12 protein-coding genes are annotated in these 14,391 nt (G+C 70.5%); 5 read left to right on the plus strand and 7 right to left on the minus strand.

Annotated features, from left to right (window positions below):
- The first annotated feature begins 17 nt into the window (after positions 1–17).
- Together A4R43_RS15990 and A4R43_RS15995 are read left to right on the plus strand one after the other, a co-directional pair.
- Entirely contained in the window at positions 18–1,100 is a 1,083-nt protein-coding gene (locus A4R43_RS15990; RefSeq protein ID WP_113693050.1) for a sigma-70 family RNA polymerase sigma factor, read from the plus strand.
- 269 nt (positions 1,101–1,369) lie between these two features.
- Entirely contained in the window at positions 1,370–3,043 is a 1,674-nt protein-coding gene (locus A4R43_RS15995) for a fumarate hydratase (RefSeq protein WP_418190824.1), read from the plus strand.
- Between the two features lie 13 nt (positions 3,044–3,056).
- Here the strand turns inward: A4R43_RS15995 and A4R43_RS16000 are convergent, their stop codons facing one another.
- The 4 genes from A4R43_RS16000 to A4R43_RS16015 form a co-directional block, all read right to left on the minus strand.
- Positions 3,057–3,494 (minus strand): SRPBCC family protein, encoded by a 438-nt coding sequence (locus A4R43_RS16000; protein WP_113693051.1) that lies wholly within the window; start codon positions 3,492–3,494, stop codon positions 3,057–3,059.
- A 94-nt stretch (positions 3,495–3,588) separates the two neighbouring features.
- The gene (locus tag A4R43_RS16005; RefSeq protein WP_236809052.1) at positions 3,589–3,948 is read right to left on the minus strand and encodes a hypothetical protein; all 360 of its coding nucleotides are present in this window, start codon (positions 3,946–3,948) and stop codon (positions 3,589–3,591) included.
- 251 nt (positions 3,949–4,199) lie between these two features.
- On the minus strand, positions 4,200–5,318 hold the full coding sequence (locus A4R43_RS16010; RefSeq protein ID WP_113693053.1) for a TIGR03364 family FAD-dependent oxidoreductase: 1,119 nt from the start codon (positions 5,316–5,318) through the stop codon (positions 4,200–4,202).
- Between the two features lie 267 nt (positions 5,319–5,585).
- Complete coding sequence (locus tag A4R43_RS16015; RefSeq protein ID WP_113693054.1) at positions 5,586–6,359, minus strand: GntR family transcriptional regulator; 774 nt, start codon at positions 6,357–6,359, stop codon at positions 5,586–5,588.
- A gap of 104 nt (positions 6,360–6,463) precedes the next feature.
- Between A4R43_RS16015 and A4R43_RS16020 the strand changes: the two genes are divergently transcribed.
- Complete coding sequence (locus tag A4R43_RS16020; RefSeq protein ID WP_113697644.1) at positions 6,464–7,615, plus strand: APC family permease; 1,152 nt, start codon at positions 6,464–6,466, stop codon at positions 7,613–7,615.
- Here the strand turns inward: A4R43_RS16020 and A4R43_RS16025 are convergent.
- Together A4R43_RS16025 and A4R43_RS16030 are read right to left on the minus strand one after the other, a co-directional pair.
- Positions 7,576–8,682, minus strand: a complete 1,107-nt coding sequence (locus A4R43_RS16025; protein WP_113693055.1) for an NAD(P)H-dependent flavin oxidoreductase — start codon at positions 8,680–8,682, stop codon at positions 7,576–7,578. The two genes, A4R43_RS16020 and A4R43_RS16025, sit on opposite strands and share 40 nt — an antisense overlap.
- Positions 8,682–10,310 carry an acyl-CoA synthetase gene (locus A4R43_RS16030; RefSeq protein WP_113693056.1) on the minus strand — a complete coding sequence of 543 codons (1,629 nt, stop codon included), beginning with the start codon at positions 10,308–10,310 and terminating at the stop codon, positions 8,682–8,684. The genes A4R43_RS16025 and A4R43_RS16030 overlap by 1 nt, the downstream gene beginning before the upstream one ends.
- A 63-nt stretch (positions 10,311–10,373) precedes the next feature.
- On the opposite strand from A4R43_RS16030, the gene A4R43_RS16035 reads away from it, so the two are divergent.
- On the plus strand, positions 10,374–11,165 hold the full coding sequence (locus A4R43_RS16035) for a crotonase/enoyl-CoA hydratase family protein (protein ID WP_113693057.1): 792 nt from the start codon (positions 10,374–10,376) through the stop codon (positions 11,163–11,165).
- A gap of 742 nt (positions 11,166–11,907) precedes the next feature.
- Entirely contained in the window at positions 11,908–12,870 is a 963-nt protein-coding gene (locus A4R43_RS16040; RefSeq protein WP_113693058.1) for a methyltransferase, read from the plus strand.
- On the opposite strand, the gene A4R43_RS16045 is transcribed toward A4R43_RS16040, so the two are convergent.
- Positions 12,840–14,375, minus strand: a complete 1,536-nt coding sequence (locus A4R43_RS16045) for an acyl-CoA synthetase (protein ID WP_113693059.1) — start codon at positions 14,373–14,375, stop codon at positions 12,840–12,842. The genes A4R43_RS16040 and A4R43_RS16045 overlap by 31 nt on opposite strands.
- Positions 14,376–14,391 lie beyond the last annotated feature (16 nt).

The following is a 14,391-nucleotide window of genomic DNA, read 5'->3' on the forward strand; positions in this document are numbered from 1 at the left end:
TGACCGGGGAGGCAGAAATGTCAGTCCAGACTCTTGAGCGCGAAGCCAGGGGCATTCGCCAGCGCAAGATTCCCAAGTCCGTTTCCGACGATACGGGCACTTCCTCCTCGAGCGCCACCTCGGCCGCCTCGGCGGGAACGCAGAGCACGGTGAACCTGAGCGCCGATGGCGCCGACCTGGACGCCCAGAGTCCGGCCGCCGACCTGGTCCGGGTCTACCTGAACGGGATCGGCAAGACCGCCCTGCTCACCGCGGCCGACGAGGTCGAGATCGCCAAGCGCATCGAGGCCGGCGTGTTCGCCCAGCACATGCTGGACACCGCCGAGGACCTCACCCCGAAGCGCCGCGCCGAGCTGTCCGCGCTGGTGCGTGACGGGGCCGTGGCCAAGAACCACCTGCTCGAGGCCAACCTGCGCCTGGTCGTCTCACTGGCCAAGCGCTACACCGGCCGGGGCATGCCGCTGCTGGACCTGATCCAGGAGGGGAACCTGGGCCTGATCCGCGCGGTGGAGAAGTTCGACTACTCCAAGGGCTTCAAGTTCTCCACCTACGCCACCTGGTGGATCCGCCAGGCCATCACCAGGGGCATGGCCGACCAGGGCCGCACCATCCGGCTGCCGGTCCACCTGGTCGAGCAGGTGAACAAGCTGGCCAGGATCAAGCGCGACCTGCACCAGCAGCTCGGCCGCGAGGCCACGAACGAGGAGCTGGCGGCGGAGTCGGGCATCGCCGAGCACAAGATCGCCGACCTGCTCGACCACGCGCGTGACCCGGTGAGCCTGGACATGCCGGTGGGCACCGAGGAGGACGCCCCGCTGGGCGACTTCATCGAGGACTCCGAGGCCACCGACGCCGAGAGCGCGGTGATCTCCGGCCTGCTGCAGGACGACCTGCGCCGGGTGCTGGCCACCCTGGACGACCGGGAGCAGCACGTGATCCGGCTGCGCTACGGCCTCGACGACGGCCAGCCGCGCACGCTCGACCAGATCGGCAAGCACTTCGGGCTCTCCCGCGAGCGCGTCCGCCAGATCGAGCGTGAGGTCATGTCCAAGCTGCGCCAGGGCGAGCGGGCCGACCGCCTGCGTGCCTACGCCAGCTGATCCACCGGGCGCAACACGGAGAGTCACTCAGTGGCACCCGTTCGGCGGCGTTGACTTATGACGTGTGTCACGAGACGGTCGGGGGCGGGTCCCCCGATTGTCTCGGTCCGGGCCACACCATGAGTTTCGCGGTGGGTGCTTCTCGCACGGCACCGCTTTCCCCGGAAGGTCGGGTCCGTCGGGGTGGGCCCGGCCTTCCGTTTATCCGCCCGGTTCACCGCTGAGGTACGGTTCCCGCACCGAAATCCGCGTGCAAGGGAGCCCGCGCAGTGCCCGAACTGCCTGCCACCACCACTTTTCAGCACACCGAGGTCCTGCCGCTCGGCGAGGACACCGAAACCGAATACCGCCTGGTCACCGCCGAAGGTGTCCGGGTCGTCGAGGCCGCCGGGAAGCGGTTCCTCGAGGTGGATCCGGCCGCGCTGACCCAGCTCGCGCGCACCGCGATCACCGACATCCAGCACCTGTTGCGCTCCTCACACCTGGCGCAGCTGCGGTCGATCGTGGACGACCCCGAGGCCAGCGGCAACGACCGCTTCGTCGCGATGGACCTGCTGCGCAACGCGGCCATCTCGGCCGGCGGGGTGCTCCCGATGTGCCAGGACACCGGCACCGCCATCGTGATCGGCAAGCGCACGGAGCGGGTGCTCACCGGCGGCAACGACGAGGAAGCCCTGTCACGCGGGGTGTTCGACGCCTACCAGGAGCTGAACCTGCGGTATTCGCAGATGGCGCCGGTGAACTTCTGGGAGGAGCGCAACACCGGGACGAACCTGCCCGCGCAGGTGGAGCTGTACCACAAGGACGGGGACGGCGACCCCAAGTACGAGTTCCTGTTCATGGCCAAGGGCGGCGGCAGCGCCAACAAGACCTTCCTGTACCAGGAGACCAAGGCGGTGCTGAACCCCAAGCGCCTGGCCCGGTTCCTGGACGAGAAGCTGCGCAGCCTGGGCACCGCGGCCTGCCCGCCGTACCACCTGGCGATCGTGGTCGGCGGCACCTCGGCGGAGTTCAACCTCAAGGTGGCCAAGCTCGCTTCCGCGCGGTACCTGGACCACCTGCCGACCGAGGGTTCCCCGCTGGGCCACGGTTTCCGCGATGTGGACCTCGAGCAGCAGGTGCTGGAGATGACCCGCGAATTCGGCATCGGCGCGCAGTTCGGCGGCAAGTACTTCTGCCACGACGTGCGGGTGATCCGCCTGCCGCGGCACGGCGCCTCCTGCCCGGTGGGCGTGGCGGTGTCCTGCTCGGCCGACCGCCAGGCCAAGGCGAAGATCACCGCCGACGGGGTGTTCATCGAGCAGCTGGAGCGCGACCCGGCCCGCTTCCTGCCCGACGTCACCGAGGACGAGCTGTCCGGCGAGCTGGTCGAGGTGGACCTGAACCGCCCGATGGCCGAGATCCGCGAGCAACTGTCCGCGCTGCCGGTGAAAACGCGGCTCTCGCTGACCGGTCCGCTGGTGGTGGCGCGGGACATCGCGCACGCGAAGATCGCCGAGCGGCTGGACGCCGGCGAGGAGATGCCGCAGTACCTGCGGGACCACCCGGTGTACTACGCCGGTCCGGCGAAAACGCCCGACGGTTACGCCTCCGGCTCGTTCGGCCCGACCACGGCCGGGCGGATGGACTCCTACGTCGAGCAGTTCCAGGCGGCCGGCGGTTCACTGGTGATGCTGGCCAAGGGCAACCGGTCGAAGAAGGTGACCGCCGCCTGCCAGGCACACGGCGGCTTCTACCTCGGTTCGATCGGCGGCCCGGCGGCGCGGCTCGCGCAGGACTGCATCAAGAAGGTCGAGGTCCTCGAATACCCCGAACTCGGCATGGAAGCCGTGTGGAAGATCGAGGTCGAGGACTTCCCCGCGTTCATCGTGATCGACGACAAGGGCAACGACTTCTTCGCCGAGACCTCGGAGCCGGTGCTGCAGATCTCGTTCCGCAGCTGAGCGCGTTTCTCGCTCAGCCGGGGAACAGGCGGTCAAGGCGGGCCAGCGACTTTTCGATGGCCTCCTTGTTCCGCTTCGGGAACGGGCTGAGCGAGATCAGCAGCGGCAGGCGCGCGGTCGACCAGTCGAAGGTTTCGGTGACCTGCGTGCTGCCGTCGTCGAGCGGGGTGAGTTCCCACCGCCAGCGGTGGCCGTTGAAGTGACGCCAGGCGATCCGGCGGCCCTCCTCGAATTCCACCACGGTGTTGAGAATCTTGTACGAGCGGCCCATCTTCATGTCCATGCCGAACTTGGCGCCGAGGCTGAGCCGCTCGGGGCCGCCGGACCGCGACGCGAGCACCGTGCCGGAGCCGTCGAACAGCGGGTGCTTCGCCGGGTCGGCGAGCAGCTCGAAGATCTTCTCCGGCGTGGCGGCGATCGCCCGGGTGGACGAGACCTGACGTTGTCCCATGCGCTCACCCTAGGGCGATTTCGGGCCCAGAACAGGGTTGTGGCCGGGAACACGCCCCGACATGTTCCCGGCCACCGGCAAAATGGTCTGCTGCTTACTGCTTGCGCTGCTCGTGCTCGAGCACCACGGTCCGGTCACCGAGCGGCTCCGCCAGCTCGATGGTCAGCGTCGGGTAGCGAATGTCCATTGTGCACGCGACGTTGCCACCGGGCTCGGTCTCGACGACGTTGACCACGACCTTGTCGGCGCTCTGCTCCTTCAGTTCCAGGCTGGCCTTGCCGCAGCCGCCTTCCTGGGCGCCGATGGAGAGCACCTTGCCATTGGACACCATGGCGACCTCCTTCGGGAAGCCCTCCGGGAGCTTGGCCGCGTCGATCTTCTGCTCGGGCACCTCGGTCCCGGCGTCGGGATCGCCCGGCTCCGCGGGCTCGGCCCCGCCGGGCACCTTGGTCACCGGAGGTGCCGGTTGCGGTTCACCAGGGGGCACCTGGTCCGCGGGCGCACTCGCGGGCGGTGGCGGCGGTGCGACCGCGGGCTGACTGCCGTTCTGTGGGCTGGCACAGGCCGTACCGGCGAGCAGGACGACACCGATGCCAACCATCTTCGCTGAGTACCTCATGCCCGGTAGACGGAGCCGGGCCCGGATCGGGTTGCACGGTACCTACTTTCGTCGTGCCGGGGTTTGTTTATTCCACTTAGGACGGTTCAGAAACCGATTTCGGCCGCGGTTTCCTCGGCGATCGCCGGCGAGCAGGTCATGCCGCGGCCGCCGGGCCCGGTGACCAGCCAGGCGTTGCCGCCGACGCGGGCGCGGTGCACCACCTGGTCGCGGTCGGCGCACTGGGCGTAGACCCCGGCCCAGCGGCGCACGATGCGGGGCAGCGGACGGCCGAGCAGGTCGAGCGCCACCGCGTTGAGGTGGTCGTAGGGCTCCTCGGTGACGTCGAAGCCGAAGGGCTCCTCGTACTCGTGGGTGTCGCCGATGGTCAGGCCGCCGTCGCGCCGCTGCACCATGAGCAGCTGCATCCGGTGCTCGGCGGCGATTTCCGGTTGGGGCTGGGTGTCGTTCAGCCGGTCGAGCGCCGGGCCGCGGTAGGCGGGGTAGTAACGCAGGCTGTCGCCGTCGGCCACCGAGGTGGTGAGCGTGGTGCCGAGCGGTTCGGTCTGCGCCATCTGCAGGCGGACGCGCCGGACCGGGAGGTCACCGGCGAGTTCGCGGACCAGGCCACCGAGCGCGGCGCCGGTGCAGAGCACCACCACGTCGCCGCCGTGCCACTCTCCGGTCTGGTCGATGACGCCGTGCTCGCCGAGGCCGCGGACCTCGCGGCCGGGCAACCAGGTGTAGCGGCCGGTCGCGGTGAGGTACTCGCGCAACGCGGGCTGCGCGGTACGCGGCTCGACGGCGGCGTCGCGGTCGCACCACAACGCGCCGAGGTATTCGCCGCCGAGCGCGGGGTTGAGGGCTCGGGTCTCTGCCGCGTCGAGCAGCTTGTACCCGCGATCCGCCGCTTCTTCGCCCTGGGCCACCTCGCGCGCGACGGCCAGTTCGGCCTCGGTGCGCACCACGGTGAGCGACCCGTTGGGGCGGAAGCCGAGCTCGGGGACCTGGGCGCCGATGCGCTCCCACAGCTCGCGCGCACGCAGGGCGGTGGCCAACTCGGGGCCGGACGCGCGGCCGCCCACCCAGACCAACCCGAAGTTGCGCACCGAGGCGCCACGGGCCTCGAGTTCCCGGTCGAGCTGGACCACTTCATGCCCACGCTCGACGGCCTGCCAGGCGTGCATGGTGCCAAGCACCCCGCCACCGACGATCAAAATTCGCATGCCTTCGACGTTCGCCGCCGCGCACGAACACGGGGTGGCCAATCAGCAAACCGGACGCCAACCACCCCGGAACATTGGACCGAACCAGTTACCCATCCGTGACCTACGCTCCTTCGACGCTCCGCAGCAGCGCTGCCGACCGGGCAGCCGCCCGAACACGATCGAGACCCCCACTCAGCAAGCGGGGTGGGGCGGCAGTGTCACGAATGTGGCTTTCGGGACGCCAAACGTCTCGAAAGCCACATTCGTGACATGGAGGCACCCCGCTCAAGGGGTGAGGCGGGTGGAGAAGCTGAGCCGGTCCCCTCGGAACAGGGAGCGCACCCGCTCGAACGGCCGCTCGTCCGGCCCCCACGAAACCCGGTGCATGAGCAACATCGGCAGCGCCGGGTTCGTGCCGATCAGCAGCGCCTCCCGCGGCGTGGCCAGCACGGTCTCCACCCGCTCGTCCGCACCCTCGAACCGGACGCCAAAACGGTCCCGCAGGCACGCGTACAGCGAATCCGCCGGGTCGAACACCTCCAGCAGCCCGGGAAACCGGTCCGCCACCAGATACGTCGACTCCAGCCCGACCCGTTCGTCGTCGGCGAGGAGGACGCGTTCGATGTGGACGACCCGGTCGTCGCGCGCGATGCGCAGGTCGGCGCCCAGCGCGGCCCCGGCGGGCACGGTCTCCAGGGTGATCAGCGTCCGCCCCGGCTGGATGCCCGCCCGCCGCAGGCCCTCGGTGTAGCTGCCCAGCGCCAGCGGCTGCACCAGCTTCGGCCCGGCGACGAACGTGCCGCTCCCCTGCCGCCTGCTCAGCCGCCCTTCGAGCACCAGCTCCCCGACGGCCTGCCGGATCGTCGCCCGCGAGACGTCGAACCGCTCGCCGAGTTCGCGTTCGGTGGGCAGCGCGGCGCCCTCCCCCAGTTCGGCGATCAGCCCGAGCAGTTCGACCTTCACCGCGTAGTACCGCGGGATCCGGCCGTGCTCGGGAATGCCGTCGCGCACCGGGCCACCCCCGCTCGCGGCCGGATGTGTGTTCGAAGACTCAGGCACGGGGAGTCACCCTAACCCCGCCCGCCTCGTAGGGTGACCGCGTGAGCGAAAGCCTCCAGCGAAGGCTCGGCACCGGCGACGCGGTGTTCATCGGGCTCGGTTCGATGATCGGCGCGGGCGTGTTCGTCGCCTTCGCGCCCGCCGCCAGGGCCGCGGGCTCGGGCCTGCTGCTCGGGCTCGCCATCGCCGCGGTGGTCGCCTACTGCAACGCGACCTCCTCCGCCCGCCTCGCCGCCCTCTACCCGGCCTCCGGCGGCACCTACGTCTACGGGCGCGAGCGGCTCGGCGAGTTCTGGGGTTACCTGGCGGGCTGGGGCTTCGTCGTGGGCAAGACGGCGAGCTGCGCGGCGATGGCGATCGCCGTGGTCAGCTACGCCGCGCCGGAGCTCGGCCAGCCGTGGCGCGGCGCGTTCGCCGCCGCCGTGGTGCTCGCGGTGACCGCGTTGAACTACCGCGGCGTGCAACGGTCCACTTTGGCCATGCGGGTGATCGTGTCGATCACGCTGACCGTGCTCGCCGCCGCCGTGGTCACCATCTTCGCCACCGGCGACCCGCAGCCGTCGAACCTGCGGCTGGGCACCAGCGGGGTGCTCGAAGCGGCCGGGCTGCTGTTCTTCGCCTTCGCCGGGTACGCCAGGATCGCCACGCTCGGCGAGGAGGTCCGCGACCCCGCGCGCACGCTCCCCCGCGCCGTGCCGCTGGCGCTGGGCATCACGCTGGTGGTCTACGCCGTGGTGGCCGTCGCGCTGCTCATGCGGCTCGGCCCGGACGCGCTCGCCGCGACCACCGACCCGGTCGCGCAGGCCGTGCCGGGCTGGCTGTCACCGGCGGTGCGGGTCAGCGCCGCCATCGCCGCGCTCGGCGCGCTGCTCGCGCTGGTGCTCGGCGTCTCGCGGACCACGCTGGCGATGGCCCGCGACGGCCACCTGCCGCGCGGGCTCGCCGCCGTGCACCCGAAGTTCGGCGTGCCGCACCGCGCCGAGGTGACCGTCGGCGTGGTGGTCGCCGTGCTCGCCGCGGTCGCGGACCTGCGCTCGGCGATCGGGTTCTCCTCGTTCGCCGTGCTCGTCTACTACGCCATCGCGAACGCCAGCGCGTTCACCCTCGGCCGTGTGATCGGCGGCCTCGGCTTCGCGGGCTGCGTGGTGCTCGCGTTCAGCCTCCCGCTCGCGTCGGTGCTCGCCGGGGCCGGCGTGCTGGCCCTCGGCGCGCTCGCCTACCTCGTTTTGTCCAAACGCGACAGTGCGGCCGCGTAGTCGCGCACCAGCTCGTCGATGATCTCGGCCACCGGCCGGACCCGGTTCATCCGGCCGACGATCTGCCCGACCGGCATGGACACCACGCTCGGGTCACCGGCGGCGTGGATCCGGTTGTGCGCATGGGAAACCAGCAGGTTCTGCAGCGGCATCGGCAGCGGGTCCGGCGCGTCGGGTGCCGCCCACGCCTCGGTCCAGCGCGTCTTCAGCAGGCGCGCGGGCTTGCCGGTGTAGATCCGGGTGCGCACGGTGTCCGAGGACTTCGCCTCCACCAAAGCCCGTTGCATGGCTTCGGATTCGGCCATGGTCTGGAGATATTCCTCGGTGGTGAGCCAGATCGAGCCGGTCCACACCCCCGACGCGCCCAGTGCCAGCGCGGCGGCGACCTGCCTGCCCGAGCCGATGCCCCCGGCCGCCAGCACCGGCACCCGGTCACCGACCGCGTCCGCGATCTCCGGCAGCAACACCATCGAGGCGATCTCGCCGGTGTGCCCGCCCGCTTCGTAACCCTGCGCCACCACGATGTCCACGCCGTTGTCGACGTGCCGCACCGCGTGCTCGGCCTTGCCCGCCAGCGCGGCCACCGGCACGCCGTGCTGGTGCACCTGCTCGATCACGTCCACCGGCGGCGAGCCGAGCGCGTTGGCGATCAGCTTGATCGGGTGCTTGAGCGCCACCTCCACGTGCGACCGCGCCACCGAGTGCAGCCAGCCGAGCACGCCCTCGCGCTCGTCCGCGCCGCCGGGCAGCTCGGGCACCCCGAGCTGCGCCAGCGTGCGGTCGACGAACTCGCGGTGCTCCGGCGGGATGAGCTTGCCCAGGTCCACCGAACTGCCCTCGTCCGGGATCTTCGCCGGCATCACGATGTCCACCCCGTACGGGCGGCCACCGGTGTTGGCGTCCATCCAGTCGAGCACGCGGTCCAGCTCACCGGCGTCGTTGAACCGGACGCAGCCCAGCACGCCGAGCCCGCCCGCGTTGGTCACCGCGGCGGCCACGTGCTCCGACGGGGTGAACGCGACGATCGGGTGCTCGATGCCGAAGGTGTCGCAGAGTTCCGTGCGCATCAGCCCGCCTGTCCCGCAACCAGCCCGGTTGCCGCTTCGTGTTCTTCCGCGTACCGCTGGGCCCACCGGTAGTCGGGCTTGCCGGTCGGCGTGCGCCCGATCTGCTCGGCCAGCCAGACCGTGCGCGGCACCTTGTACCCGGCGACCTCGCGCCGGACGTGGGCCTCCAGCTCGGCCAGGTCCAGCGTGCGGCCGGCGCGCGGCTGCACCACGGCGGCGACCCGCTGGCCGAGCCGGTCGTCCGGCACGCCGATGACCAGCGCGTCGAAGACGTCGGGGTGTGACTTCAGCGCGCCCTCGACCTCTTCCGGGTAGACCTTTTCACCACCGGTGTTCACGCACTGTGACCCGCGGCCGAGCAGGGTGACCGTGCCGTCGCCCTCGTACCGCGCGTAGTCGCCGGGGATGACGTACCGCGTGCCGTCGATCTCGGTGAAGATCGTGCGGCTCTTCTCCGGATCGTTGTAGTACCCGAGCGGCACGTGCGCGCGCCGCGCGATCCGGCCGACCGCGCCCGGCTGCGGGTCGATCACGTTGTTGTCGTCGTCGAGCAGCACGGCCTGGCTGCCGAAGTTGACCCGCGGGCCCGCGCTGTGGTCGCTGCCCTTGGCCACCATGCCGATCCCGGTGAACCCGCTCTCCGACGAGCCGATCGCGTCGGTGACCACCAGGTTCGGGAAGGTGTCCAGGAATTCCTGCTTGACGCTCTGCGAGAACAGCGCCGCATGACTGGACAACGCCACCAGTGAGGTCGCGTCGTAGTCGCCCTCGCGGTAGGCCTCGATCAGCGGACGCGCCATCGCGTCGCCGACGATGGTGAGCACCTGGACGCGGTGCTGCTGCACGGCCTTCCAGATGTCGTGGGCGTCGAACTGCGGCACGAAGACCACCGGGCTGCCGGTGAACAACGCGCCGAAGGCGGCCCACTGCGCGGCGCCGTGGATCAGCGGGGCCGCCGGGAGGCGGACCAGGCTGCTCGCCTTGCCCTCTTCGGCGAGCTGCCACTCGTCCTTGACGTACTCGCCGGTGACGAAGTTGATGCCGCCGCCGAGCGCGCGCCAGATGTCCTCGTGGCGCCAGAGCACGCCCTTGGGATAGCCGGTGGTGCCGCCGGTGTAAAGGATGTAGAGGTCGTCGGCACTGCGCTCGGCGAAGTCGCGGTCCGGGGAGTTCTCCGCCAGGGCGGTCTCGTAGGGAACGCCGCCGTAGGAGGAGAAATCGGCGTCGCTGCCGTCTTCGATCACGACAACGTGTTCCAGTTCGGGACACTCCGGCAGCACGGCCGCCACCTTGTCGGCATACCGCCGTTCGTGTACGAGTGCGACCAGATCGGCGTTGTCGAACAGGTACTTCAGTTCACTGTGGACGTAGCGGTAGTTGACGTTGACCGCGATGGCGCGCAGCTTGTAGGCGGCGATCATCGCTTCGAGTGCCTCGATGGAGTTACGGGAATAGACGCCGATATGGGAATTTCTCCCCACACCGCGCCCCGCGAGGTGGTGCGCCAGCCGGTTGGCGCGCGCCTCTAGTTCGGCGAAGGTGACCTGCCGGTCGCCGCAGACGACCGCGATGCGGTCCGGCACGGCGTCGACGGCGTGCTCGAGCAGATCTGCGATGTTGAGTGCCACCAGGCCAAATTAGAACATGTTATCGTTTTGGGCAATGGTAGCGGCGCACCTGGAGGCCTTCGCATGACCGATACCCCCCACGCCCTGGTCGAGCAGCACGGGCACACGCTGGTCGTCACGATGAACCGCCCCGCCGCGCGCAACGCGATCACCGGCGAAATGATGGCGATCATGACCGAGGCCTGGGACCGGGTCGACGCCGACGGTGACATCCGGTGCTGCGTGCTGACCGGCGCGGGTGGCGCGTTCTGCGCCGGCGCGGACCTGAAGTCGATGGCGCGCAACTCGCCGGGGGACGCGTACGAACGCGGCACGTGGGACCCGAGCCGGATCCCGGGGCTGCTCAAGGGGCGGCGGCTGAGCAAACCGCTGATCGCCGCGGTGGAAGGGCCCGCGATCGCCGGTGGGACGGAGATCCTGCAGGCCACGGACATCCGGATCGCCGGGGAAAGCGCGAAGTTCGGCGTGTCCGAGGCGCGGTGGGGGTTGTTCCCGATGGGCGGTTCGGCGGTCCGGCTGCCGCGGCAGATCCCGTACACGGTGGCGGCGGAGTTGTTGCTGACCGGACGGCACGTGCGCGCAGCCGAGGCGAAGGAACTGGGATTGATCGGCCGCGTGGTGCCCGACGGCACCGCCCTGGAGGCGGCGATGGAGACCGCGGAGGCGATCGCCGCGAACGGGCCGCTGGCGGTGCAGGCCATCCTGCGCACGATCCGGGACACCGAGGGCATGCCGGAGGAAGAGGCGTTCAAGATCGAATCCCAGCTGGGCGCGGCGGTGTTCACCAGCGAGGACGCGAAGGAGGGGCCACGCGCCTTCGCGGAGAAACGCCGCCCGGAGTTCAAAGGCCGCTGACGGAGGCCTTGATGAGGGGTTGGCGGGGCTTGGCGGGCTTCGGCGGGGCTTGACGGGCTTCGGCGGGGGCTTAGCGGTTTGGTGGGGGCTTGGCGGGGCCACTCGACTCGGCGGCACGGGCCGCAGCAGCCCTCGACTCACGGACAGGGCCCAGCGCCCGGCTCGGCAGCACGGCACCCAGCGGCGCTCGGCTCGGCGGCACGGGAAGCCAGCAGCCCTCGGCTCGCGGAAAGGCTCAGCAGCGCCCGGCTCGGCGACCGCGCCCGGCGGCACTCGGCTGCGCTCGGTGGCACTCGGCGCGGCGAACGCGCGCGGCTGCACTCTCGGCAGCGCTCGGCGGCTCCCGCAAGCTCAACGGCGCCCAGCCCCACCCGACGGAGGCGCCCGGCGGGGGCGCCACGCTATGAATGTGGCTTTCATTGCGCCAGACGCTATGAAAGCCACATTCATTGCACGGCAGCCCGCCCGCCGACCCGGCCCCGTCTCGATCGGTTCAGGGACACGAATGTGGCTTTCGCGGCGCAAAACGCCCCCAAAGCCACATTCGTGTCCCAACCCGCACCACGCGTACTTATTCGGTTGCCTCAGCCGCCCCCGCCGTGGCACGGTTTCTGGATGAACATGGGCATGGTCCTTGGCGACATCCGGCTCCCCCTTCGGCGCCGGGGCAGCCAAGTCCGGTAACCCTCCCCCGGCGCCGGAGTGATCCGCGTACCCACACGTCTGATCACCAGGAGCCGAAGTGCTTTCCGATCCTCCCGTGCGGGCGCTGCCCGCGGACGACAGCCTCCCCGCCGACACCGCCCTGCGGTACTTCCGCCGCGGCCGCCCGGTGTTGTGGCAGGGCGACTTCCACGGCGCCCGCCAGCTCCTGCACGCCCTCGGCCGCCGCACCGGCAGTGTGCCGCTGCTCAAGATGCTGCTCATCCCGCTCGACGCCGACTACACCGTGCCACTGCGCCGCGCGCCCGACGTCCGCGCCGCCTGCACCGAGGCGTTCGGTCCGCCGACCGGCCCCAAGGCGATCGCGCTGCGTGACCTGCTCGGTGTCATCGGCGCGCACGAATGGCGGGTCAAGGGCATCGACGTGCCCGTGCTGAACGCCAAGATCCATCCGCACTACGGCGTGTTCGCGCCGATCCGCCAGGAGTACCTGGACCTCGCCGCCCAGGCACCCGTGCCGTCGACAAGGTTCACCGCGTTCGACATCGGCACCGGGACCGGTGTGCTCGCCGCGATCCTCGCCCGCCGCGGGGCCGGGAAGATCGTCGCCACCGACGTGAATCCGCGGGCCTGCGTCTGCGCCCGCGAGAACCTGGATCGCCTCGGCTATTACGCCGAAGTTCTCGAGTGCGATCTTTTCCCGCCAGGCCAAGCGGATCTGGTCGTCTGCAACCCACCTTGGGTGCCCGGCCGCGCGCACTCCGCGCTCGAGCAGGCGATCTTCGACACCGACCTGCTCGACCGCTTCCTGGCCCAGCTCCCCGGCCACCTGACCCCGGCGGGCGAGGGCTGGCTCATCCTGTCCGACCTCGCCGTGCACCTCGGCCTGCGCCCCCGCGGGGAACTCGAAAGAAAGATCACCGCGGCGGGCCTGCGCGTCCAGGACCGTCTGGACACCCGGCCCACGCACAAGAGAGCCCGCCAGGACGAGACCACCTCGCTGTGGCGGCTTCAGATCGCGCGGTCGCGGCCCGCCCAGTAGGGATCGCGCAGCTTTCGCTTGTACAGCTTGCCGTTCGGGTCGCGCGGCAGCTCCGGCAGGTAGTCCACGCTCTTCGGCAGCTTGAACTTCGCCAGCCGGGACGCGGCGAACTCCAGCAGCTCGGCGGTCAGCGCCTGGTCACCGGAAACCCCGTCGGCGGGCTGCACGACGGCCTTGATCTCCTCGCCCCAGTCGTCGTGCGGCACGCCGAACACGGCCACGTCGGCCACCTTCGGGTGCATCACCAGCTCACCCTCGATCTCGGCCGGATAGATGTTCACCCCGCCCGAGATGATCATGTCGTTGCGGCGGTCGTGCAGGTAGAGGTACCCGTCCTCGTCGAGGTGCCCGACGTCGCCGAGGGTGAACAGGTCGCCGACCCGCGCGCGCTCGGTCTTCTCCCGATCCTTGTGGTATTCGAACTTCGAGTCGCCCATGCGCATGTAGACGGTGCCGATCTCGCCGGCGGGCAGCTCCTTGCCGTCCTCGTCGAGCACCTTGATCGTCGAGCCCGGCCACGGCCTGCCGACCGAACCCGGCTTCCGCAGCCACTCCTCGCCGCTGATCGCGGTGCCGCCGCCCTCGGTGGCCGCGTAGTACTCGGTGACCACCGGACCCCACCAGTCCAGCATCTGCCGCTTGACCTCCGGCGGGCACGGCGCCGCGCCGTGGATCATGCACCGCAGCGAGGAAACGTCGTACCGCTCGCGGTCGGGCAGGGCGAGCAGCCGCCGGAACTGGGTCGGCACCATGTGGCTGTGCGTCACCCGGTACCGCTCGATCAGGCGCAGCATCTCGGCCGGGTCCCAGCGGTCCATCAGCACCGCGGAATGGCCCAGCTGCAGGGAAATCGCCACGAAGTTGAGCACCGCGGTGTGGTACAGCGGCGATCCGCACAGGTGCACGTGCCCGTCTCCGGGTTTCAGCCCGAAGATGCCGAAGAACCAGGTGGACGCCGCGGGCACCTGGTCGGGGTCGGCACCGGTCAGCGGGCGGCGCACGCCCTTGGGGCGACCGGTGGTCCCGGAGGTGTAGAGCATCGGCGAGCCCGAAGTGCGCACCTCCGGCCGCTCGGGCGATCCGGCGAGGTCCTCGATCGGCCGGAAACCGTCGACGGAACCGACCGCGAACCGCGCTTCGGCCGGAATGCCCGCTTCGTCGGCCGCCGCCACGGCGACCTCACCGAACCGTTCGTGCGCGAGGAATGCCTTGGCCCCGCTGTCACTGAGGATGTAGGCGATCTCGGGCCCGACCAGGTGCCAGTTCACCACCACGATGTACAGGCCGGTCTGGATCGCGGCGAAGTAGGCGGCCACCAGCTCGGCACCGTTGGGCTGCAGCACGACGATCGCGTCGCCGGTGTCCAGCCCGAGTTCCCGCAGGCCGTTCGCGTAGGCGTTGGCCTTGGCGGCCAGCTCGCCGTAGGTGACCTCGGTACCGTCCGGCTCGACCACCGCGGTGCGCCCGCCCTCGGTGGCGGCGATGTTCCACAGACCCAGGCTCATGCCCCCGAATCTAGAA

This window comes from Amycolatopsis albispora (genome assembly GCF_003312875.1).
In the GTDB taxonomy this organism is placed as follows: domain Bacteria; phylum Actinomycetota; class Actinomycetes; order Mycobacteriales; family Pseudonocardiaceae; genus Amycolatopsis; species Amycolatopsis albispora.